We start from the raw sequence: 24,088 nt of genomic DNA on the forward strand, positions 1-24,088 counted from the left end.
GAGAGAGGCTTCGACTTCGCTCAGTCAACATATTCCGATGGCTGAACGATCAAAGCCCGATTCTAGATTACTACCAAAACATTTTGTTATGAATGAAAAAAAATATCGATTACTATTTCTATCTACTCCCGTGGGAGCTTTGGGATCGGGAGTTGGTGGCGGTGTGGAATTGACTCTCCAAAATGCTGCCAAGGCTCTAATTGCTAGGGGGCATGAGGTAGAAATTGTTGCCCCTGAAGGTTCAGTTACTGAGGTGACAAAGCTAACACAAATTGCAGGCACGATGCAAACTTCTGCCCAAACTGAGGTAGGTGCAGATCTCGTTGTACTTCCGCAAAATTCGGTGTTAGAAAATATGTGGAGTTATGCCAGAGCATCACAGCATCAGTTCGATTTATTGTTTAACTTCGCCTACGATTGGCTGCCGCTTTATCTGACTCCGTTTTTCCAACGTCCGATCGCCCATTGGATTAGTATGTCGTCTCTATCACCTGTGATGGATGCGATGGTTAGCAAAACCGTAAGGAATTTTCCCAATGCGATCGCTGTGAATACTCGCGCCTGTGCAGACACCTTTAGCGATGGCGATCGCCTAACGATTATGGGTAAGGGGATTGATTTAACCCAATATAACTTTGTGGAAAAGCCACCCAAACCCAGTCTGGCATGGGTCGGTCGCATTTCCCCTGAAAAGGGTTTAGAAGATGCTGCTGAAGCGGCCCAAAGTACGGGATTGCCACTGCATATATTCGGATTAATTCAAGACCAAGAATACTGGCAACAAATCCAAGCTTCTTTCCCTCAAGCCGAGCTTCATTATGAGGGATTTCTATCTACAGGGGAACTACAACAAAGGTTAGGAAAATCTAGTGCTTTACTAATGACCCCAAGATGGGTTGAAGCCTTCGGTAATGCGGCGATCGAGGCTTTTGCCTGTGGTGTGCCCGTAATTTCCTATAGTTCAGGTGGACTGAAGGAGATCGTACGTCACGGCAAGACGGGATTTCTCGTAGAAATGGGAAGTGTATCGGGATTGATCGAGGCGATTTCGCAATTAGACCAAATCGATCGCTCCGCCTGTCGCCAACAGGTAGAAGCAGAATATTCCCTTACTGTGTGGGGCGATCGCTTAGAAAAATGGTTTGACAAACTAATCACAAATTTTCAAGTATTGCCTTAGATAAATCAAGAAGAGAATGGCAGCGCTTCGCGCCGCCATTCTCTTCTTGATTTATCTAAAAATTTGCGTTAACTGAGAAGTATAGCCCCGAATCCTGTAGATTATTGCCTGAATTGGAGACTTTTACTAAAGGAATACCATAGTCTAGACGTAGCAATAGTTTGGGGATTGGTTGATACGTTGCTCCCATCCCGATCCCCACGAGCGATTGTGGGCTAGAATTTATCCCTGAGGAATTCCAAATGGTTCCAGCTTCTATAAAAGGTAAAAGCTTGACAAGGGAAATGCCCTCGCTATCCCGAATAATCGGGAACTGTAACTCTGCTGAAGCCTGAATTCCGCTATCCCCTGAAAGTTGATTTTGGCGATAGCCTCGAATCGACTGAGCACCACCAATACTAAAACGATTGAGCGAGAGCAACTGATTGCCAGAAAGTTGGAGATTAAGCCGAAAAAAAGCCAAGGTGTCTTTATCTGCACCGATTTGTTCGACCCTTAAAACCTGTCCGATCCAATAGAAAAATCTGCCATCAGGTGAGCCATCGTTCCGAATCGTTGCGCCTAAAATACCTAGTCCTAGATTAAAGGTGGAACGTAATGCCCAAGCTCCACGGGGATCGCGGCTGAGATAGTCTTGGGTTAACCGCAATACTCGCGACTGAGACTGTCCATCATCAAACTTAAAGTTTTGGAAATTGAACGATCGATTATTGAAATAGGCATTACTATTTTCAATGGCGATACTGACCCCAAGGGCAAATTCCTCTCGTGGCGATCGCATTAGCGGCTGACGATAGGCTAATTCATAGGTTTGAGAATCCGTTTTAATATTTAAACTATCAAAAGGTGGCTCCACGATCGGGTTCTGTCCAGCCGCCAAGCTCAACCCAATCGTGCCGCCTCGCGAGTCGATCGGATAGGTATAATTCAGTTGATAAACATCCGCACTGCCAGAACGGGTGTAACCCAAGAGAAGGGGATCCCCATTACCCGTAGAATTCAACTCTTGGAGATTGACACCCACCCGATAGATCCCCGTAGAGCTATTGCCGTAATTATCAAAGAAAGGTCGAATGCTAAAGGATTGAGCTTCGCTAAAGGTAATTTGCAGAATGCTCTGATTTTCTTGACTGCCTGTAGTCAAATTTGCGCGAATGTCACCAATTAAAGGATCAGATCTCAATAGTTGGAGAGCATCCTCTAGTTTGGCAAAGCTCAGGGGAACGCTAGCGGATTGGAGGACGCGATCGCGAATGTACTCGTCATTTAACCGTCCCGATACATTGCCAGCCCTTTTCACATCCACGCGTTCGAGCGAGCCTTCCCTTACTTGGATGATGACTATCCCATCTTTGATATCCTGAGGAGCGAGTATGGCGCGGGAAGTAATATAATTGCGGTCTTGATAAATTGCGCTGATTTTATCGGCAACTTCCTGTAATTGACTAAAAGTAATTGATCGATTTTGAAGTGGTGCAGTTAGAGATTCAATTTCTGTACTTGTCAGAATCGAACTCCCTACAATCTTAATCTGCTTGATAGGGATTAAAACTTCATTTAGAGGTATTTGCTCCCCGCTACTAATTGAATTTTGGTGATTTTGGTTATCTAGATCTGGAGGCTGAGGGACTGCTGCGGAATTTAAGACAGGGCTATGCGGTTTTACTGACTTGGGGTTCAGTAAGTCAGGCGGACGGGTTAGCGGGGAAGAGGGGGGCAGAGTCTGGGCGGCAACAGATAGGGAAATAAATCCCAATATTATGCTGGGAATCGAGAAAATGAGCATCCTCTTACCGATTTTAACGCTGCTGATTATTTTGAAAAGTATCCTTGAATTTTGACTCACAACCATACCTCAAACTGCTAACTCGCCCAAACTTTATACTATCGCGATCGATTCATAGCCAATTCCCTACCAAAATGAATGATGACCAAAAGAAAGGATGTCTGAGATCGACATGCCAAGTTCCCTTTGGCAAAGTAATGGGTGCTAAACCCTCAACGCCGACGATCCGATTATTCTCGATTCTGACCTTGCCCTTTAATAAATCGAGTTGAGCCTGCCTCAGAGCGGTTGCCTTGCTGATCGCATTTGGAAAAGCCTTATAAAAACTAATCATTAAAGGAGCCGTACCCACATCCGATACCGCCCATAGCGAAGCGAGAATACTTCTCGCTCCCGACTCCACCGCCAAACCACTAATACCAAGGTTATTTCCCACAGCCGTTTCACAAGCACTAAGAGTCAACATTTCGATCGCGGGTTTATCGAATCGGAGCGGCGGAATTTGATACGATCGCAGTTTACTATCCCAAAACTGAATGTATGAATCCTGCGCCCGATCTGCGAGAAAATGCCCGTGAGTGCCTAAATGGAGAATGCCATAGTCGGCTTTACCTCTTTGCTCTTGCAGATTAGCGATCGTGAAATCTCGATTTAAAAATGTCGCTCCTTTAAGTACCTCTGTAGCAACTGTTCTGATCTCTACTTCTACCGTTGGCAAAGCGCTTAAACCATCCCTTTCTTCCGTTAGCCCCATCGCTAATACTCGCGTATTGTTGCGATCGCGTTCCTCTAGCCGCGTTACCCTCAATGCAGGAATATTCGCCGAAGCATAACGTTCCAGTAAGAATTTTTTGCCATCGTAGAGAGCGGCGGGAGGAATTACCCGCAACCCAGAGTCCATCACAAATACAACTGTTTCAACTTTGAGCGCTTGTAGGCGATCGTCGATCGGACGCATGACCCAATCATAGATCTGTTTGGACTGTACTAAAAAATCGAGGGAATCGGGATCGCGAAGGTTATCGCGATAATCCGCCAAGACGGTTAGAATTTCTTGCTCACTAACATAGTTCGTATAGCGGTGAAAGGGTTTACCCAATTCCTTGGGCGGTATCACCAAAATTTCGATGCGATCGTTTAATAGGATCGGATAGATCAGAGCAGAAATGCTGCCAGAGCGCTTGGAGACATCGCTCAGGATATCCTGAGCTTGATTAATATCTAAGGTGGGAGGTTTGAGATCTTCTCCTAGGAAAATACCTAGCTCCGATACATAGGCTTTTTCGATCGCCGCAAAGGCTTTGGGTAGGTCTTCTTGTCTTAAATAGCGATCGACCTCCTTTTTCATAATATCCCTGATTTCGATGAGCGCTAAGGTATCGACATCAATGTGGAGAATCCCGTCCAAGATCTTTGGGGGCAAAAATATTGAGTTTCCTGATGGCGCAACGGTAATATTACCTTGGGAAAAGATACTCGTTCCAACAGGAATAATTTTGCCGAGAGAAAGTGTTGAGGAGCCAGAAGTGACAATCCCGGCCGTTCCATTGGTACTAGAATCGCCAATGACAAATGGAGATAGTCCACCGTGACGTAAAAATATCGAACCACCTGTACCACCACTATTACTAGCCGAACAAATACTCGCCCCCGCACAGGCCGCAAAGGTACTAGACACAAAACCCGTAACGCGAATATTCCCATTCGACGAGTAAGCAGAGAAATTGCCACCCTGAATCGATCCTGCGGTATTGGCTGAGTTAAAAACGATATCGCCAGTAGGATCGAGGGTAATGTTGCCGCCAGTAGCGAGATCGCTGCTAGCATTGAGCGTTATTGTCGTAATGTTATTTTTGGCGGTTAGATTGATATTCCCTGCATTGCCTTGGATAGAACTAGTATTAATATCGCCAGAATCTACAGCAATAGTAACGATCGCGCCATTACTACTGGTTAGACTGATGTTTCCACCCCCTACGCGACCTGAAGCGAGCATTTCTTCGGTAGTGATATTACCCGATGACTGCAAAGTAATATTACCGCCAGTAGCAAAATTGCTACTACTATTGAGGGTCATTGTCGTAATGCTATTTTTGGCATTTAGATTGATATTCCCTGCATTGCCTAGAATGGAACTAGTATCAATACTTCCAGAAACAGTCACGATCGCGCCATTACTACTGGTTAGACTGATATTGCCGCCAGCAGCTAAGTTGCCTGAAGCGAGCATTTCTTGGGTAATGATGTTACCCGATGACTGCAAAGTAATATTACCGCTGTTTCCAGAGATTGCCACTGCATCAACCCCACCAGAGCTGACATCGATCGCTCCATTGGTGCTGGTTAGGGAGATATTTCCTGCATGACCAGTTGTCGAGGCATCGGTAACAATGCTGTAAATATTTCCAGAGAAGAGGGTTGTGCCTGTGGTTTGAATATTACCTCCAGCCACCAATGTCACATTGCTGCCACTACCTAAGGATACGGAGGCAGCCTGAATGCTATTAACGGTGATATTTCCGCCCGCTTTCAAAGCGATCGCTCCTGCGTCGCCCATGAGGTTAGTTGACGAGAGATTGGCGAATGTTCCCGAACCATTGATATCCCCGCCCGCGATCAAATTTAAGGCCTTGCCATTGGTGCTGATACCATCGGTAAAGTTGATATTGCGCCCTGCTTGGGCGGTTAAGCCAACGGAAGTACTCACCGCAGCCTTGAAATTGATGTCATTGGTTGCCTGCAATATGACATCGGATGTAGCTCCATTAATCAAATTGACAAATATGGTATTTGGGGAATTATCGGGATCGCTAAACTGATCCACATCCGTCAAGGCACTATATGAGGCAGGCGTAAGAGAAGAGAAAAGAATGATATTAATATCGGTTGGGTCAAGGAGTAATGTGCCAATATGACCCTTGGGAGCCAGAGTATTTACGGTTCCTCTATAATCAAGATTCTGTTTCCCCGAAACTTCGACAAAGCCTCCATTCCCCGCGAGGCTTCCTCCCTTGGCGATAATCGCTCCGAGAAATGTGGTCGAGCGATCTGCCCAGACGATCGCTTTTCCCCCATCCCCGCGCAGGATGGCACTGACATTAATTTGGGAATCATTACTTATAAAAGTTTTGAGAGCATTAGGGGCAATTCCCTTACCTTGCAAGTCTCCACCGATGAGAACAGTGCCACCGCCAAATAATCCCGAAGCATCAATTTGAGCATTTACCAACCCCACTTTGTCAGCAAAGATGCCCACAGTGCCGCCTTTATTAGCAGAACTGACATCAAGTCTTCCTGAAGCGATCGCCATGCCATCAGTCACCGTAATATCGGTAGGGGCGGGATTGGCTACTAATGCTAGAGAACCATCGGCTTTGACCACAACGCGATTAGCCTGAGGAACTTTCCCAGTAAGCATCTCTGCAAGTTGGGGCAACTCCGTAATTTTGCCGTTCCAGTCAGTGGGCACAGCTTGAGCCGTCACTTGCAATCCTAAAACGGCATCGGGCGATCGCAATTCCACTTGACTATTGCCTGCGACAGCAGTTAAGGCAATATTTCCCCTAGGTGCAGTCAAATTCCCCCCATTGATAATACTTCCACCCGTAAAAGTAATACTTTTGCCGATATCTACTGATAGATTGCCTTGATTGATGATGCCAGCGGGTTGAGTGACGGCAAATTTAATTGACTTCGGATCGCCACTGGGAAAACTGAGGGAGTTTTTGTCAACCTTAAAAGTACCGCTATCAAAGCCCAAACCTGTACCTGTGGAAGCATGGAAAGAACCACCAATATCTAAACGGGCATTTTGTCCAAAAACAATGCCATTGGGATTAATCAGATAAAGATTGGCATTGGGAAAAGCTTGGCGACTTTCAATCGTACCTAAAACTGCCGAGGGATTTCCTCCCGTCACCCGATTGATGATGTTTTGAACCTCAGCCCCATTCACCGTCGAGTTACTTTTAAAAATTACGCCAGATTGCGGGACATTAAAATCACTAAAGCTATGATAAAGATTGCCCCCGCTAATCGTACCCCCATCCTTTGGGACGATCGCATTACCATTAACTTGAGTAGCCGTAGTACCATCAGGAGAAATCTGAGCTTGAGTCGGTTGGGCAATGATCGAAAAAGCGATCGCTGATACAAGCAAACCAGATCTATTTCTCATTTTATACACCTGAAAGCGCCTATCACTACTAAGAGAAATATCAAAAAATAGATTTATAAAAACTTAGAAAATCTTGAAAAACTGCAACAAAACCATAGATTAAATAGATTAAAAATAATAAATAAAATAATAAATTAAAAATTGCAATTCTTCTAAGAATTTGATTTTATTACCCATTTTGCCATTACCGTATCACAGAGATCTTGAACAGTAAAGAATTTCTCCCATAATATATAAAAACGTAATACCAATTCCCAAAATGGCAATGCCATTTTAGGAATCTCAAAACCTTATGGGGTTTATTTTTTAATTTACTGAAATGTTAGTTCACTTCATTGAATTGGCATAAGTTTTGCTTAGAACATAAAAGGGATTATTGGCGGCGCTTCGCGCCGCCAATAATCCCTTTTATGATTGAGGAATGCTACAGAAGACTCAAAGCGACTGCTTCAGCGACCTTAATTCCATCAATTCCTGCGGATAGAATCCCCCCCGCATAGCCCGCTCCTTCGCCCGTGGGGAACAGTCCTTCGGTATTTAGGCTTTGATATTTCTCATTGCGTTTAATCCTAATGGGGGAAGATGTGCGGGTTTCTACCCCCGTCAGCATCGCATCTTCCATTGCGAAACCTTTGATTTGTTTATTAAAGGCGGGAATGGCTTCGCGGATCGCCGCGATCGCATAGTCGGGTAAACTCTCGCTCAAATCACATAAATGGACATTGGGAGCATAGGAGGGCTGCACTTTACCTAAATCACAGGAGGGACGATGGGCGAGGAAATCACCTACGAGCTGGGCTGGAGCAGCATAGGTTCCGCCCCCCAACTCGAAGGCGCGGGATTCCAATCGCCGTTGAAAATCAATTCCTGCGAGGGGATGTTCGGGATAATCCTCAGGCGTAATCCCCACCACAATACCGCTATTCGCGTTCCGCTCGTTGCGTGAATATTGACTCATGCCATTAGTAACGACACGCCCAACTTCTGAGGTTGCCGCCACAACTAGCCCTCCAGGACACATACAAAAGCTATAAACAGAGCGACCATTTTGACAGTGATGTACGAGCTTATAATCGGCAGCACCTAAGATCTTATGTCCCGCAAAATCGCCAAATCTAGCACGATCAATTAAGGGTTGTGGATGTTCGATCCGAAAGCCAATGGAGAAAGGTTTCGCTTCGATATATACGCCGCGATCGTAAAGCATTTGGAAGGTATCGCGGGCGCTATGACCGACGGCAAGCACGATGCGATCGCTCGCAATATATTCGCCACTAGCAAGGACTACGCCCCTCGCTTGGCGATCGTCAATATCGATCGCTTCCACACGACTTTGAAAGCGGATTTCGCCGCCCAGTGCCTCAATGCGTGCGCGGAAGTTCTGCACGATGCCAACAAGTTTGAGCGTGCCAATATGCGGTTTATTAATGTAAAGAATTTCGGGTGAAGCTCCTGCATTCACAAATTCGGTTAATACTTTGCGCCCATAATGATGGGGATCTTTGACTTGGCTATAGAGCTTGCCATCGGAAAAAGTTCCAGCCCCACCTTCCCCAAATTGGGCATTAGATTCGGGATTAAAGGCAGCTCTCCCTTTCCAGAAATTGAAGGTATCCGCAGTGCGATCGCGTACTGCCTTACCCCGTTCTAAAATAATCGGACGAAATCCCATTTGCGCCAGCATTAGCCCTGCAAACATACCTGCGGGTCCCATGCCAATGACGATCGGACGAGTTTTTAAGTTACTAGGAGCCTTGGCTACATATTGATAGCTCATGTCTGGTGTGATTGAGACATGGGAATCTGTTTGGAATTTTGCTAATAACAGATTCTCTACAGAGGTCTCAACATCAACGATATAAACTAAGTAAATATCTGTTTTCTTTCGCGCATCATAACTACGCTTAAAAATGGAATAACTAGTTAATTCCTCTGGCTTAATTTGCAGCTTTTTGAGAATTGCTAATTTCAGCGCATCTTCAGGATGATCTAAGGGCAGTTTAATCTCAGTAATTCGTAACATATTTAAGACAATTCTTAGTTTATTAACTTATACCAATTCCCAAAAGTGCTGTCACACTTTTGGGAATTGGTATAAGTAGCTAGGCATAATTAAAAACCAAAACCAGAGAGCATACTGCCCGCTGCGCGGGCGGTATGCTCTTCTGGGTTTTAAGTTTACTTATGCCTAGCTACTTAGGAATATTAATTATAGTTTGCAACGATTATTCTGGTGGCGATCGGCGATATGAGAACAATATCTTCACTGTAGTGGGATAGAATTGCATCTAAATCATGGGAATTCCATGTCCTCATCCAATCTTCAGCAAAAGCTAAAGCTTGACTTTCTAGAATCATTTGTCCTCCTCCAATTCATGTTAGGTTAATCACTTTCTATAGCTGTCGCCAAGTGTACTAGGACATAAACCCCAAGAATTGAGTGGCGGTGCTTCGCACCGCCACTCAATTCTTGGGGTTTGATTTGTCCTATATCCAGTGACGGCAGCTATAGCATAATCATTTTTATCTCAGACACAAAGGTTTTTGCATCAGTGATCGCTCTATTAGCAACCATCTCATCAGCTACAAAATTGGTACTATAATCACCCGATTGCCTCAGATCGTAAACATCACTCAACAATTTAGAGATATTCGGAGATATTCGCCCTGTTTTGACAAAATGAAGATTTATCAATTTGATCACTCCTCTATGAGTTGAAGTTTCGATCCCTTCTGACAATAGCAATGCTTGGGCTATATAGTACATCGCATAATAAGCACGGGATATACAAGAACGATAACGCTGGGAATTATGTAAAAACTCTGCTGTTTCTAGATCTTCAGAGGCTAGGCTTAATAACTTGGATATTTCACTCATAGCTCAATACCTTCGCGTTTGACTACTCTAATCAAAGAAGTTGCAGAACTTAGAAAAGATGATTTTGTAGTGGGGATAATGGAAATTAACTCTTCATACTCCATCATAAAATTCCAGCGAATATCAGATGTTCGATATATTTCCTCAGCTACATTTACAGGATCATCAAGGACAGTCATCACGTCAATATCTGAGTCAGGAGTTGCTTCTCCCCTTGCTTGAGAGCCAAACAGAATCACGGAAAACAAGCGATCGCCATAAAGATTTACTAAACTAGCTTTTAGCTCCGTTAGTAAGGCGGACAATTGCTCATTCTCAACGATTTTATGCATCGCGCCTGATTCCTGACATCCTAGATATCAAACCTAATATAGCTCGTACTTCATCAACTGACAGGGCAAAGCTCCATTAAGTACTGCCGTTCGCTCCGCGCACTTCAATCCAATCGTTTGCGATAGTTGTTTATTACCACTCAAGATAAAAGCAGTCCAGCCCTTAAATTGCTGCTTGAGAACATTTCCTAATAGCTTATAAAAAGCTCCCAAATCACTATCACGCCCTAGTCTCTCACCATAGGGAGGATTGCAGAAAACAACACCACTATCCGCAGGCGCAACGACTTCCGCCAGATCTAAAGCGGAGAAATAAACGTGATTAGCTAAGCCGCAATTTTTAGCATTAATAATTGCTTGATCAACTACTTCAGGATTGCGATCGCTACCCCAGATCGGCGCAGGTAAAGCATCTAAACGATGATCATCAGCTTCTTGAATTAGTCTCGCTAAAAGTTCCTGATCGAAATCTAGCCAAGTCTCAAAGCCAAAATGTTCACGAAACATGCCAGGAGCAATATTGAGGGCTTTTAAACTCGCTTCTAGTGGCAAAGTTCCCGATCCGCAGAGGGGATCATAAAACATTTGATCGGGTTGCCACCCTGACATCTGAATGAGGGCAGCCGCAAGGGATTCCTTTAAAGGTGCGGCTCCCACCGCAGGACGATAACCGCGACGGTGGAGACTATTGCCAGAGCTATCGAGACTAACGGTGCAACCATTATCATCAATATGCACACCGATTCGCAGATCTGCTTCGTGGGTATCTACATCCGATCGCTCACCAAATCGATCCATCTGCTGATCGACGATCGCATTTTTGACTTTGAGCGCTGTGAAATGCGTATGATTAAGCTGATCGTTTTTGCCCGTAGCATTAACAGCCAAGGTCATTTCAGGGGTTAAAAATTCTGACCAGTCGATCGCTTTAATCCCTTGATAGAGATCATCCGCATCAAGGCAATCAAATTGATCGAGGTGCATTAAGATGCGGAATGGGAGTCTTGCCCAGAGATTGACGCGATAAAGTAACGTGCGATCGCCTTCAAAGCTAACACCACAAAATCCCGCCTCAACGGAATGCGCACCTAATTGTTCTAATTCCTGTGCTGCGAGCGCTTCTAAGCCCCTCGCCACAGTCGCAAAATATTGATTCATGAAACCATCATAATTTAAAGGAGGATGAATTACCGAAATATATTTTGGTTAACTGGCGATCGCCAATCGATGATTCTTACTTTTTTTACAGCAATTATCGATCAAACGAACCACAGGGAAATTTTTAAAAGCGTTGCTAAGCAACGCTTTTAAAAATTTCCTTGGTTTGGGTTTGAGCGCAAAGCGCTGTAATAAAGGAACTTAACCTCGTAAATCCTCCAACTTTTGCCATGCCGCGCCACTGCTGATAATCTCTCTGGCATGGGCGATCGCTTCTTCAATCTCACCATGTAATCCATAAAGCCAGAGATAAAAGCCACAGTTCCACAAGACGGAATTGAGATATTCGGAAGGTTCCGCTTTGAGCGCAGAGAGGATTTTGGTGGCTATTTCAGAAGCATCGCCGATCGCAGGATCTTCGGGAGTAAATCCGTAGTTTCTTGCCGATAGGGTCAATCGCTCAAAGCGATCGCCACGAGCGATACCGATAATGGCAGTACGCGATCGGGCTAAATCGACACTCCCCTCCCAGCCCTTGACCGTAGCAAATTCGGTAATGTCATGCAGCGCAAAAGCTTCGCGGATATTTGTCTCCGTCGGTGGATGCACAAAGCCTGACACGATCATTTGCTTGCCTTGATAGGGAGACCACATTAGCTCAAGGGTGGCAAAAGGTGGGCGTTTCCCAATCTGATCGCGATAGGGAACGATGCTTTGAGCGAGGGGAAAATGATTGGGTAAATAAACAAAGCCCAGAAGGTGAGTCTCCAAGTTTTGCTGTACCTGCTCGATGCGCAGATCTTGCCAATTTAAGCCTAGGGCTTGCCAGATTTCCATAAAGGGCAATCCCTCTTTAGTCGGCATCCGATCGCCGCCATGCATCAGAACGGGGATTCCTGCGGCTGCCAGCACGATCGCCGTTACAGGACTAACAGGTGCGGTCTTCGATCTACCATCGTAGGGAGAACCTAGCACTAGAACTTTTTTTTCCGAAGCGATCGCATCCACCTTTGCCCCCAGCAATTTGTAAGCATCCAGCATTCCCGCTAATTCTTCACTGGTGGGACGCTTAATGCGATGGGCGATCATAAATGCACCAATTTGGGCAGGGGTGGCAACCCCTTGTAACATCATGGTTGTGGCAGTTTCTGCCTCTTGGCGTGTCAAGCTTTTGCTGGTATGAGTACCGCTACCAACTTTACGCAAAAATTCGCGAAATTCTTTACTCATTACTATCTGATGAATTTAAGACAAAAGTTGGTCAGATGTTGAATTATAGACCAGAAATTAGTGATTATCTATAGCTGTCGCCAAGTAAGTTGGTCTAAGAGAGTAGCGGTGCTTCGCACCGCTACTCTCTTAGACCAACTTACTTAGATTAAAAGGCACTCTTAAGAATGGGAGGACGACTCTGACCAATCATCTGACTGGCGAGTTTGCAAAAATATTGAATTGGTGGAATTTGGATGCGATCGCTAGTGGTAACTAAAACGATCTCGCGAGTGAGATTCGGTTCGTTAAGCGATCGCACTACGAGATCGGGATCACCAATTAATTCCACCACAAAGGTTTCGGGTAAAAGGGCGACCAGACTCCCTTGCTTAACGACCCCACGAAAGGCTTCTAAAGAATTTAATTCAAGAGCCGCATTTAAAGAAATTCCCTGACGATTAAACTGATCTTGAACAAGACGTTGTAACCCATAACCGTCCTTAAATACTGCCTGCGGACAATTATGTAAATCTCGCCAAGACAAAGTTTCTTTTTTACTAAGCGGATGTTTTGCGGGTAGCAGCAATTGAATTTTTTCATCGTATAGATGTTCGACCACCATTTCTGAGCTTGCTGTCAAAAAGGGATTATTCATAACGATCGCAATATCTATTAATCCATCTTTGAGAACCTTGAGGGCGCGATCGCTGCCTAAGGTAGTCACCCGTAGCTGCACATTGGGATAGGTCTTAGCAAAGGTTTGGAGGATGGGTGGTAACTGATAAGCACATGCCGAAGGAATTCCCGCCACACAAAGCTCGGTTTGTTTGCCTGCACGTAAATCGCTTAACTCCTGCTCCGCCGTTGTCCAGATCTGGCAAATTTTCTTCGCATGGATAAGCAGGCGATCGCCTCCTACAGTCAACTTAGCATTGCCCTGTCGATGAAAGAGGGTGATTCCCACAGTTGCTTCCAGTGATTGCACCTGCCGACTAATGGTTGACTGACTCACCCCGCACTTTTGTGCCGCCTGCTGGAAATTTCCTGTTTCTGCAACTGCCAAAAAAGCCTGTAACTGTTCCAAACGCATGGGAAATCAAGAATAACTGCTGATAATTAGCTTTTATTTAGTTCGATCTACAGAGTTTGTTAATCAAACCGAAATAAATCTATTGTATAGCTATTAAGCCGCTTCTAGGATTTCAGAAAAGTAGCATCTGTAACAAGAAATCTTATAACTTAGGTTAGACCTATTCTTATTGACCTCAGCTATCTATAGCTATTCCTTTATTATTAGTAGTTTTTTTAATTAAGTACCTCAGCATCATTAAAATCCAGATCTAAAACCTGCGGCGCACGCTGCGCGCGCGCCGCAGGTTTTAGGTTTTTATATTTACTTAAACCTACTTATTTAAGTAGTTCCGCATAAATTAAAAACCAAAACCAGAGAGCATACCGTCCGCGTATCGAGCGGTATGCTCTTCTGGGTTTTAAGTTTACTTATGCCGAGCTACTTACCTAGCCACTTAGAAAAATAAAATATCTCCTACAGTCTTTTACAGATAAATTTAATCTCCGCTTCGTTAAGCTTTACCATAATTTGATTCTATTCCTTGGCTACAGGAAGACTGACATTTTATTCTTGAATATTATTCCTAAATAGCCCAGTAGCAATAAACTTGACAAGTGAACTTGCTCAATACATTTAAGATCTGAGCCCCTATACTGATCGCGTTTTCATATAGATGCTAATTGCAATTTTTAACTAAGCTGAATTAATTATAAATATTTTTATTTTGCTTTTATTTTGTTTTTATTTTATCTAGGGCAAAATAAAAACTTAAAAACCTTGTAGGAACTAATTTTTACTTTCAAAAAAGTTAATCTTTTTGCACTTTCTTTTTACACTTTCTTTTTGCGCTTTCTTTTTACATTTAGGGAGATGAAATACTTAAACGAACCTTAATCTCGATTTCGACCCAAACTACCTAAAATATTGTAGTTATGAGCCTTGCCTAGATAGCATTTTGTCTAGACAGCATTTTGCCTAGACAGCATATAAATAGAGTTCAATACTCAGATTTTAATAAGTATCTAGATAAGTATCTAGGCACTCACATACTTTTTAAAACAATAACCGTGAGAAACCGCTAGCATGAAGTCTGCCACCAATTTGCAATCCGCGTTTTTCTTGGGATTAGCGGTCGCGATCGCCCCTGCTGCTTCTGCCGAAACCTATCAATGGGTACAATACGCTCCTAAAGGTATTGAAGCCCGCGTAATTACCGATCGCTCTTCTTGTCCGATCGCTACAATCGATGGACAAGAAGCATCAATGACCCCAAGAGCCAACCCCAATGAGCAGTATCCTGTCCTAGTCTGTGCTTTGCCAATTCCCAAAACCGCAAAATCCGTAGCGATCGAGAATGTTCCTCTCAAATTGCCAGTGGCGGAACCCAAGAAAATTCTCTTAATTGGTGATACGGGATGTCGCATGAAAGGTAAGAAAGTACAGGCTTGCAACGATCCCACTAAATGGCCATTTCGCCTAGTTGCTGAAGTTGCCGCTCAAATGAAGCCTGACCTCGTACTTCATGTGGGGGATTATCACTATCGCGAAACCGCTTGTCCTGAAGGTAATACGGGCTGTGCGGGTAGTCCCTATGGCGATAATTGGGCGGTATGGCGTGCAGATTTCTTCGCGCCTGCGGATAACCTTCTACGGGTAGCGCCTTGGGTATTTACCCGTGGTAATCACGAAGAGTGTAAGCGTGGTGGTAAAGGTTGGAGTCGCGCCCTCGATCCCTATGCCTTTGATGAGGAGAAAGGTTGCGTGGGTATGGGAGAGCCATTTATGGCAACCTTTAACACTTTCAACATTGCCGTAATGGATGTTTCCACGGCGGATGAAGAAAAAGCGAATGAATCGGAAGTCAAGAAATTTAGCGAACAGTTTCGAGCGATCGGGAAAATGAGTAGTCGTCCTACTTGGATTACACTTCATCGACCAATCTGGAGTGCAGAAGAGATAAAAGATGGTAAGCCGATCGGCTTTAATGTCACCTTGGCTGAGGCGGCAAAGACCAATATTCCCAGTAATGTAGTTGCTTTGTTATCTGGACATCATCACAGCTTCCAATTGTTTAACTACGAAGGCTCAATTCCTCCTCAAATTGTCGCTGGGCATGGCGGAGACTACCTAGATTCTGGAGTTCCCCTTAATCCTGCGGGGATGGTTATCAATGGCGTTACTGTAAAAAGTGGCTTTAATCAGCCCAATGAATTTGGGTTTGCCATGATGGAAAAAGATGGCAACAATTGGAAATTGACTAACTACGATCGGTTTGGCAAAGTTCTCAAGTCCTGCATTTTGAAAGATAAGCAGGTTTCCTGTTCTGCCAACTAACACCAAATTAAGAAATGGCTACGCCATTTCTTAATTTGAAAACCTTACTAGGTTTGGTTTTTAATTCACAAAAGTGTTGTCACACTTGCGTGAATTGGTATAAGGGACTTGCAATTTAATGAAGTATCAAATATAAAACCAGAATCGTTGGCGCGGCTCCGCCGCGCCAACGATTCTGGTAAATCTGGATTGGTATCTTATTTTCTCGCAAGTCCCTAAGTAGCTGAGAAGAGTGTACTGCCTGCTAAGTAGGCGGTACACTCTTCTCAGTTTTGGTGTTTAATTATGCTGCACTACTTATCACTTGTGCCGAGCTTGAGAATTTGAGCTTCGATCGCCTTAGCCTGTGTGAATTGATTTTGCTTGCGTAAAAGCTCTACCGCTTTACGATAGTTAGAAATTGCTTCCTCCTTTTTCCCAAGTTTAACAAAGCGATCGCCAAGTTCTTTATAGTACTGTGCGTCAGCTTCAAAGGGCAGAGTAGTGATACATTTCTGACGTTCCATGTCCCCGATCATGCTTTCTGGCAGTTCGGGCATTCCCATGGTGGCATAGATAGGATAGAGGCTACCTGAACCTGAATCTCTAGATGCCACAATATTTTCGCGATCGATCCAGAAGAATCCTTTACCACCGCCATAGCGCAATTCTTTATTGAGGACAACGCCAATCTGCATGTCGAGTTTTCCAATCGCATCTTGGGTGACGACGCAGGTTCCACCTTTTACTGTGGATGGAAATACGTAAAAATAGCGATCGCTAGTATACCAAGCGCCTAAAAATTTGGCGGCGTTAGGATTGCGGTCTTTCCAGATCTCTTGAAACTTGCGGCGCTGTTCTGCCTGATTACCACGCAGTTTGACTAGGCTTTCTGGGTTGCCCTGCAATTTTTTCTCCAGCGTGATGAAATCTTCTTTGGTGGGATATTTGGCGATCGTATCTGTTTGTTTGACTGGAATAGAAGATGAAGCAGCCGAATTTGTCGCACTACTTACCGAAGGGAAAGAAGTTGTGCATCCAAATCTAGTTAGTCTACTATCAATTGTCCCTAGCGGTTTCGGTAGACTATAAGCCATAACAGTATTTCTCGCGTTAGTCCCAGAATACTGGGCAATGAATTCGCTTTCTATACCCGATCTTAAAACACCTTTTTTTCGGACAATTAATTTTTTACCAGATTCACCCGTTACCAGTAATCTACCATCTAAAACTGTAGCAACACCAATTCTCTTTTGGATTCCATCATCACGTCCACCAAGGAAAGTTTCTACTACACAGACTTGTCCCTTCGTTGTAGATGGATAGATACTCAAACCTTCCTCAAACCCTGCCCAATTACCTAGGAATGGAGAGATAGAAGAGTCAGCTTTTTGCCAAGCATTCACAAAATCATTGATTTGGGATATCTCCGATGGATTCCTATATTCTGTAACTCCTCTACCAGTAACTCCTAGACTGCTAATCTGAAATTGTGTTTCCAGATCCTGAATTTCCTGACTTGATAAATATCGCTCAGAAACTTGCGCGATCGCACCTAAAACATTTACTCCAAAAAAAACAGCTACTAGGCTTACAGAACTGAGTAAAACTTTCTTTGCATTTATCTTTGCATTTACCTTTGCGTTTATCTTTGCGTTTATAAGGCTCATATATTTGGCTGTAACTGGATAAATTTATAAAATATTAGCGCGATCGCAACTTACGCCTAAATATATCACCATTTAATCACTATAGCTATCTCCAAAAGAGAGCAGCGGCGCAAAACACCGCCATTCTCTTTTATACCAATTTCCAAAATGGCGTTGCCATTTTGGAAATCTCAAAACCTTACTGGGTTTGTTTTTTAATTCACTAGAGTGTTGGCTCACTTTAGTGAGTTGGTATAAGAGATAGCTAGGACAAAGCAAAACCCAAAAAATTAGTGGCGGCGCTTTGCGCCGCCACTAATTTTTTGGGTTTTATATCCTCAGCAAACCTGACGTTGCGATTTTAATCAAAATTGAGTTAAATCAAGGATTGATTGTTAACTTTACGGATGGCAACTACCGCAGGTCTAGGAGGCTCGTTCGGTTTCAAGTTCGGCCAATTTGAACCAATGGGAACTTTACGGGTTTGGATAAACTCTTCCCCGCTCGTTGTCTTCATTGCAAACTTACGAGTTTCCATTGCCATATCTTTGCGAATACCCTTAACCTCACCTGGATGCTGAACAGATAGAAAGAGCGTTTGCTGATCGCGACTGAAGAAGGGACCAGTCGTTTCACATTCCACTGGGCCAAAACCAAATAAGTAGGCTTGTCCTGCATTTGCTCCTGAGGTGGGAATAAACCAAATGGAGCTATTACCGTACAGCCCACGGAGGTTCGATTGGCTAACAGGTTTACCTTCCTTGTCGGTGCGGCTAGGAATCGCTTTGTTGTACTTATCGCTCGAAATATCTGTAACCATCCACACATTGCCACTGCGATCAATCGCAAGGTTGTCAGGATTCGTAAATCCTTGCCCACCATCGACGGGTTCGCCTCCCGTAGCCAGAATACGCCAACGGAAGCTCATGGCATCAGGGGCATTACTGTTTTCAGCTAAACGCATAACCCATCCATACTCATAGGCTTTGCCATCATTCCCCTTGAAAATGCGGAGATCAGGGCTTCCATCACTGGTACTAATGGAACCAGAGGTGAAAGCAATCATCAGTGAGCCATCGGGAGCAATTTCCGTATCTTCAGGACGGGCGGTGCAGGTAGCTCCCGCCGCATTTGCCGCATAGTGAGCATCAATTAAAATTGCGCCTTGCTTCTCAACTTCATTACCCAAATAAAGATCGCCTAAGACCTTAAATTTCGCCTTAAACTCCGCGATTTCTTCCTCTTTGGTTGCCTTAAAGTAGCCACCGTCAGGACGTTTTGGTAATGGCAACATCTTGCCAGCTAAGACGCTGAGTTTGTCAGGATTGACTGGAGTTGATGCCGTGAGGGGAATCCAAGTGCCCGTGCCATCAGCATTGAATTTCGCAACGTAGAGCATTCCCGATTCGAGAAGCTTAGAATTTGCTTTGTCTTTAGGATCGGTAATAGTACCGCTACTGACAAATTTGTAGAGATGTCCACCACGGCGATCGCAACCAGAGTAAAACGCCAAGGGCTTGCCTGCTTCAGCGCGGATGCCAACAGCCTCATGGCGAAAGCGTCCTAGCCAAGTGTGCTTAGTGCCATAGTCATCGGGGTTAGCAGGATCGATTTCCACCATCCAGCCATATTTATTACCCGCAAGCCCAAAAACACTGCCAAGTCCCAGAAATTCATCTTCATCGTTTTTGGCGAACTTCTTCTTACTGGGAGCAAAGGAAGTCCCATCGGGCATTACGGGATCTGGTACAAGGGTTTGGAAGTTTTCCTCAGCACTAAAAACAGTTCCCCAAGGCGTTGTTCCACCTGCACAGTTGTTAAATGTGCCGATAATGCGATCGCCTAGTTTGTCTATATAACCCATTCCCTCGGTTTTGCGGAAGATTTCTGCGGAGGGACCCGTTGCTTGAAGGTATTTTCCATCCTCTAAACCCGAAAGTCCTGTGACACGGCGATCGGCACTCGAATTGGTACGTACCCATTTGCCATCGGCATTACGACGCACAGAAATCACGCCAATGCCCACATCGATCATGGCTTCCTTGGCAATCAATTCTAGCTTCATTCTCAGGGGATCGCTCTTTTCTAGAGCAATCACATTTACGCCTTCCTCCCCAGCCGTTTTTAGCGCTTTGTTCATTTCCGCAAACGGGAGAGGCTTCCCAATCACCTTACTAAAACTTTGTTCCCAAGGAATCGCACTAATATATTCAAAGTTAACGGTTAGATAACCTTCGTTATTGCCCGTTTCGACTAGAGATAAATAATCGTTGTTATATCCAAAACGAGAATCGCCTACCTTGTCGCCCCATGCGGCAACTACATCATAGGTAAATCCTTCGGGTAGAACGAGATCATCTACAACATTAAAATTTTTATACGCCGTAACTTGCTGCTCCTTAGACATACCACTGGTTTTGAGTGGCATGGGTCCCTGTATAGGCTTGAAGCTCAGATTGTTAGCGATGGGGTTGGCGGCAAAAGCTTCTCCCGCAGGAATAGTTTCCATAAAAGGCATGGAAAAAGTCTGGGATGAGTTAGCTTTAGGAATGGCATCAAATAGGATAGTTCCTGCGCCTGCTCCCAAAAACATCAAGAAATCTCTACGTTTAACGCTCATAGTCTTTTCGCTAGTTCAGTTTAATAAATTTGAACTTTTGTAGCCATGCAAAGCATGGCTACAAAATGATTAATCGGCGCAGCTAATTTATACCAAATCACAAAATGGCTATGCCATTTTGTGATTTGAAAACCCTTGCTGGGTTTGGTTTTTAATTCCCAAAAGTGTGACAACACTTTTGGGAATTGGTATTAGAAGGTAAACAAAGTCTTAATCGTGGCTACCCAAACTGTGTCATTGGCGGAATTATGATTGGGATTGAAGACCGCGATAATTCCTGGAGTAACCGTGATGTTTTTGTTAAGACGGAAGTTGTATTGCAGTTCGAGAAGATAGGAAGTGCTTTGATCGACATTAGCCGCGATCGAGTTGGAGGTCACTTTGGGAGGTTGACCAAAAATGATTCCCCCAGTATTACCATCAGCAAAAAGATCGGGGAATGCTAAGTTCACACTCCAGTTGAACAGGTTCGCAGTATTACCAGCACCAGAGCCAGACTCTTGACGGGCATTCGCAAATCCAACCCAGCCGCTAATATTCAAACCTTTGGATACTAACCATGTAAACTGACCGCCAAAGCGATCGGCAGAGGTATCGTTAGAACCAAAAGGCTTACTACCAAAGCTACTACCTGTATTTCCCGCAATATTTGCAATTGCGCCTGGATCGAAGCTATGGGCATAAATAGCCCCAAACCGCAAATCCTTGGAAGGGGAATATACCAATTGCAAGCTGGCAATATAGCCACCGTTGAATAAACCACCCTGTCCTGTAGGTGAAGCTGCGTTATTGGGTGTCGCATCACCTGTATCGGCTAAATAGCTAGCGGCAATATTAAATTCTTTGCTGAGGTTATAGCTAAACCCAGCCCCAGCCCCACTAAGCCCGCGAAACATGAGAGGATCGAACCGCCCAAATCGCGATAAAGCGCCGCTATCACTGCTCTCGAAATAAGGGTTGAGCGTATTCAGAATGTCATCCGCATCTAGAGCATTCACACCGATATAGGCGGTTGCGCTGTTCCCAACAGGAAATTTATAGAAGAACTTGTCAATTTGGAAGTTATTAGCAGTGTCTTGAGTGAAAGCTAAACGAGCCATATTGGTTCCCGTTCCTGTCGTAGCTGAGCCTAGATTAGGGAGGTTAGCTGCTTGCAGTCGGGTTCGCAGGCGATCTTTCCCTGTAAAACTCGTGTCAAAGTTTAAACGCGCACGGTAGCCAAAGGAAGTATTTGTCCCATCTGTCGTCTTACCGACACTATTACCAAAGGTATCAGCAAGAGCAAAGATAACAGTGGCGTTTAGTTTGGTCGTCGTAGAAAATTGCTGGGCTTCTAGGATGGCGACCTTCTTATCAAGAGAGTCAATCCGACCTCTCAAGGTGGCTAGTTCGGCAGCAAATTCGTCTTGTAATTTCTTTAAAACAGCAAGATCGTCTTTGCTTACCTTATCGGCGAGCCCTGCCGAAATAATTTCGTTGATTTTATCCAAGCAAGCGTTGAGCCCAGCCGCAAACTCGTAACGGGACAGGGCTTGTTTGCCGCGAAAGGTGCGATCTGGGTAGCCAGCGATGCAACCATATCTCTCAACTAGAGACTGTAAAGATGTGAAAGCCCAATCAGTGGGTTTAACATCCGTCAGTTGTGATACGGATGTCACGTTTTGCGCTGTTTCCACTGGCTCCTCTAGAGGAGATTGCAGGGCATCGCGATCGATCTTTTGGAGCGTGCTTTCTACCTTGGAAGGATTTTGGAGGTTTGTCTTTTGGGAAGCAGAACCTTGATTATCGGTAGCATAGGCACTACTGATATTAAATAATGAGCCTAAAAAGACTGCGGCAACAACTGACTGTTGCAATTTGGGATATTTTAGTTTCACAACTAGTATGATTTTCCTCACTTCACAGGAGATCATACTTTTGTATTAGTTCGTCAAAATTATCTTTGGTTTAAGCTTTGATTGTGTTTTTTTTATATTGTTAAGTAAGTAGCTGGGTATAATTACATATAAAACCCTAAAACCTGCGGCGCACGCTGCTCGTGCGCCGCAGGTTTTAGATCTGGATTTTAACTATGCCTAGCTACTTACAGGCTTAGCTACTCTTAAAATAATTGATATTTATGCATCACAATTTAAAGCAACTGTTAGAAACGGTTGCGAAGGGGGATCTGAGTCCAGAAAAGGCTTTAGAAGAATTAAAATATCTTCACTATGAATCCGTTGGTGACTTTGCCAAAATCGATCACCATCGTATGTTGCGGACGGGATTTCCTGAAGTGATTTTTGGTTTGGGGAAAACTCCTGCACAAATCGTGCAGATTATGCGTGTCATGGAGTCAAAAAATCCATTGGTCATGGCAACTAAGATCTCCGCAGAAGTTTATGCACAGATTCAACCATCTTTGCGAGGTTTGCGATATTTTCCGATCGCGCAAATTTGTTGTTTGGGGGAGTCAACGATGCAGAAGGAAGGCACAATCACAATCATTACCGCAGGAACTGCCGATCTACCGATCGCCGAAGAGGCAGCCATCACGGGCGAACTATGCGGATTTGTCGTCAAGCGGCTGTGGGATGTTGGGGTGGCAGGAATTCATCGCCTCCTCAGTCATCGCGAAGCAATCGCCGATGCCGACGTAATCATTGTGGTTGCTGGTATGGAAGGAGCATTAGCTAGCGTAGTGGCGGGCTTGGCTGATTGTCCGATCGTGGCAGTACCCACAAGCATCGGCTATGGGGCAAGTTTTAATGGTCTGGCTCCTTTGCTGACCATGCTTAATTCCTGTGCGACGGGAGTAGGTGTCGTCAATATTGATAATGGCTTTGGGGCGGCGATGTTAGCAGGCAAGATTTTGCGCTTGGCAAATCGCGAATAAATTGATAGTGCGAGGCAAAGCCTCGCACTATCAATTTATTCGCGATTTGCCTGTTTACATAGGGCGGCAGCGTAACTTGGGGCTATGGCAAGTTCGTCGGTATTTAAAAGATTCAAGCTCCATCCAGCAATCTCTAGAACTTCACCTAGGGGACGTTCGAGGCATAAAGAAACATCGATCGCATCTAGGAGATTGGCAATCCCTTGTCCTGTAGCTTTGCCGTAGGCTTCCTTCAGAGTCCATAGTCGATAAAACGCTAGCTGCTGCTGTTGGCGATCGCCTAATGCGCTGATAATTTTCTGCTCGGAAGGTAAGAAGTAACGTCCCGCAATGCCCATAACATCACAGTTAGGGTTGATATATTCCAGATCGATACCCACGTCACTATGTCTAGACAAAACATAGAGAGCCAAGTCTTGCGAATGCGCTAGATTAAAATAAATCGCCTCAGAAGGGGAAAGATTTTGCAGATAGGGCTTGCCGCGATCGCTGTAGTTAAACCGAATCTCTTGAGGTTCGCAGCCTAGCCATCGGGCGAGCAGCTCACGGAGATTTCCCCTAGCGGCGACAAAATTACGTTTGAGATGGGCGCGTTTAAATTGATTAGCCCGCGATCGCTCATCTTCTGAGAGAAATCGCCATAGGCGATCGACTTCTATTGGAGAGATATCGAGCCGAGCTTGATAAATTTGCAATTCTTGAGACAAGATCTAAAACTGTGGTAAGGGACTTGATATTAATTAAAGTACCTGTGGCTTCGACTCCGCTCAGCTAAAGTTAGCTGAGCGGAGTCGAAGCTAAGTAACGTCAATGGCGCGATCGTGCCAAAATCTAAT

16 protein-coding genes are annotated in these 24,088 nt (G+C 44.5%); 3 read left to right on the forward strand and 13 right to left on the reverse strand.

Translation table 11 applies throughout. From position 1 onward, the window contains the following. Positions 1-88 precede the first annotated feature (88 nt). Positions 89-1,180, forward strand: coding sequence for a glycosyltransferase family 4 protein (locus tag PseudUWO310_RS06235; protein WP_142599882.1), 1,092 nt, complete (start codon positions 89-91; stop codon positions 1,178-1,180). Positions 1,181-1,235: 55 nt separating this feature from the next. Here the strand turns inward: PseudUWO310_RS06235 and PseudUWO310_RS06240 are convergent, their stop codons facing one another. The 9 genes from PseudUWO310_RS06240 to PseudUWO310_RS06280 form a co-directional block, all read right to left on the reverse strand. Next, entirely contained in the window at positions 1,236-2,966 is a 1,731-nt protein-coding gene (locus PseudUWO310_RS06240; RefSeq protein WP_223805557.1) for a ShlB/FhaC/HecB family hemolysin secretion/activation protein, read from the reverse strand. Positions 2,967-3,078: 112 nt separating this feature from the next. Continuing rightward, positions 3,079-7,143, reverse strand: a complete 4,065-nt coding sequence (locus tag PseudUWO310_RS06245) for a CHAT domain-containing protein (RefSeq protein ID WP_142599884.1) — start codon at positions 7,141-7,143, stop codon at positions 3,079-3,081. Between the two features lie 424 nt (positions 7,144-7,567). After that, entirely contained in the window at positions 7,568-9,166 is a 1,599-nt protein-coding gene (locus PseudUWO310_RS06250; protein ID WP_142599885.1) for an NAD(P)/FAD-dependent oxidoreductase, read from the reverse strand. Between the two features lie 182 nt (positions 9,167-9,348). Then, positions 9,349-9,501 carry a nuclear transport factor 2 family protein gene (locus PseudUWO310_RS06255; protein ID WP_142599886.1) on the reverse strand — a complete coding sequence of 51 codons (153 nt, stop codon included), beginning with the start codon at positions 9,499-9,501 and terminating at the stop codon, positions 9,349-9,351. A 148-nt stretch (positions 9,502-9,649) separates the two neighbouring features. Further along, positions 9,650-10,021: a HEPN domain-containing protein gene (locus PseudUWO310_RS06260; RefSeq protein ID WP_142599887.1), complete on the reverse strand. Its 372-nt coding sequence runs from the start codon at positions 10,019-10,021 to the stop codon at positions 9,650-9,652. Continuing rightward, positions 10,018-10,353, reverse strand: a complete 336-nt coding sequence (locus PseudUWO310_RS06265) for a nucleotidyltransferase domain-containing protein (protein WP_142599888.1) — start codon at positions 10,351-10,353, stop codon at positions 10,018-10,020. Before PseudUWO310_RS06265 ends, PseudUWO310_RS06260 begins: the two co-directional genes overlap by 4 nt. Positions 10,354-10,386: 33 nt before the next feature. Then, positions 10,387-11,511, reverse strand: coding sequence for a class I SAM-dependent RNA methyltransferase (locus tag PseudUWO310_RS06270; protein ID WP_142599889.1), 1,125 nt, complete (start codon positions 11,509-11,511; stop codon positions 10,387-10,389). A gap of 201 nt (positions 11,512-11,712) precedes the next feature. Beyond that, positions 11,713-12,741: an anthranilate phosphoribosyltransferase family protein gene (locus tag PseudUWO310_RS06275; RefSeq protein ID WP_142599890.1), complete on the reverse strand. Its 1,029-nt coding sequence runs from the start codon at positions 12,739-12,741 to the stop codon at positions 11,713-11,715. 148 nt (positions 12,742-12,889) lie between these two features. Beyond that, the gene (locus tag PseudUWO310_RS06280; protein ID WP_142599891.1) at positions 12,890-13,813 is read right to left on the reverse strand and encodes a LysR family transcriptional regulator; all 924 of its coding nucleotides are present in this window, start codon (positions 13,811-13,813) and stop codon (positions 12,890-12,892) included. A gap of 1,065 nt (positions 13,814-14,878) precedes the next feature. Here PseudUWO310_RS06280 and PseudUWO310_RS06285 point away from each other — a divergent pair. After that, positions 14,879-16,129, forward strand: a complete 1,251-nt coding sequence (locus tag PseudUWO310_RS06285; RefSeq protein WP_142599892.1) for a metallophosphoesterase family protein — start codon at positions 14,879-14,881, stop codon at positions 16,127-16,129. Positions 16,130-16,422: 293 nt separating this feature from the next. Here PseudUWO310_RS06285 and PseudUWO310_RS06290 read toward each other — a convergent pair whose 3' ends face one another. The 3 genes from PseudUWO310_RS06290 to PseudUWO310_RS06300 all read right to left on the reverse strand — a co-directional run bounded on the left by PseudUWO310_RS06290 (position 16,423) and on the right by PseudUWO310_RS06300 (position 22,254). Further along, positions 16,423-17,778, reverse strand: a complete 1,356-nt coding sequence (locus PseudUWO310_RS06290) for a tetratricopeptide repeat protein (protein ID WP_142599893.1) — start codon at positions 17,776-17,778, stop codon at positions 16,423-16,425. A 355-nt stretch (positions 17,779-18,133) separates the two neighbouring features. Further along, positions 18,134-20,377: a PhoX family protein gene (locus PseudUWO310_RS06295; protein ID WP_142599894.1), complete on the reverse strand. Its 2,244-nt coding sequence runs from the start codon at positions 20,375-20,377 to the stop codon at positions 18,134-18,136. 191 nt (positions 20,378-20,568) lie between these two features. Continuing rightward, complete coding sequence (locus PseudUWO310_RS06300) at positions 20,569-22,254, reverse strand: iron uptake porin (RefSeq protein WP_223805558.1); 1,686 nt, start codon at positions 22,252-22,254, stop codon at positions 20,569-20,571. Between the two features lie 242 nt (positions 22,255-22,496). On the opposite strand from PseudUWO310_RS06300, the gene larB reads away from it, so the two are divergent. Next, positions 22,497-23,252, forward strand: coding sequence for a nickel pincer cofactor biosynthesis protein LarB (larB, locus tag PseudUWO310_RS06305; protein ID WP_142599896.1), 756 nt, complete (start codon positions 22,497-22,499; stop codon positions 23,250-23,252). A gap of 35 nt (positions 23,253-23,287) precedes the next feature. Here the strand turns inward: larB and PseudUWO310_RS06310 are convergent, their stop codons facing one another. Then, positions 23,288-23,959, reverse strand: coding sequence for a 4'-phosphopantetheinyl transferase family protein (locus PseudUWO310_RS06310; RefSeq protein WP_142599897.1), 672 nt, complete (start codon positions 23,957-23,959; stop codon positions 23,288-23,290). Positions 23,960-24,088 lie beyond the last annotated feature (129 nt).

It is taken from the genome of Pseudanabaena sp. UWO310, assembly GCF_006861605.1.
Lineage (GTDB): Bacteria > Cyanobacteriota > Cyanobacteriia > Pseudanabaenales > Pseudanabaenaceae > Pseudanabaena.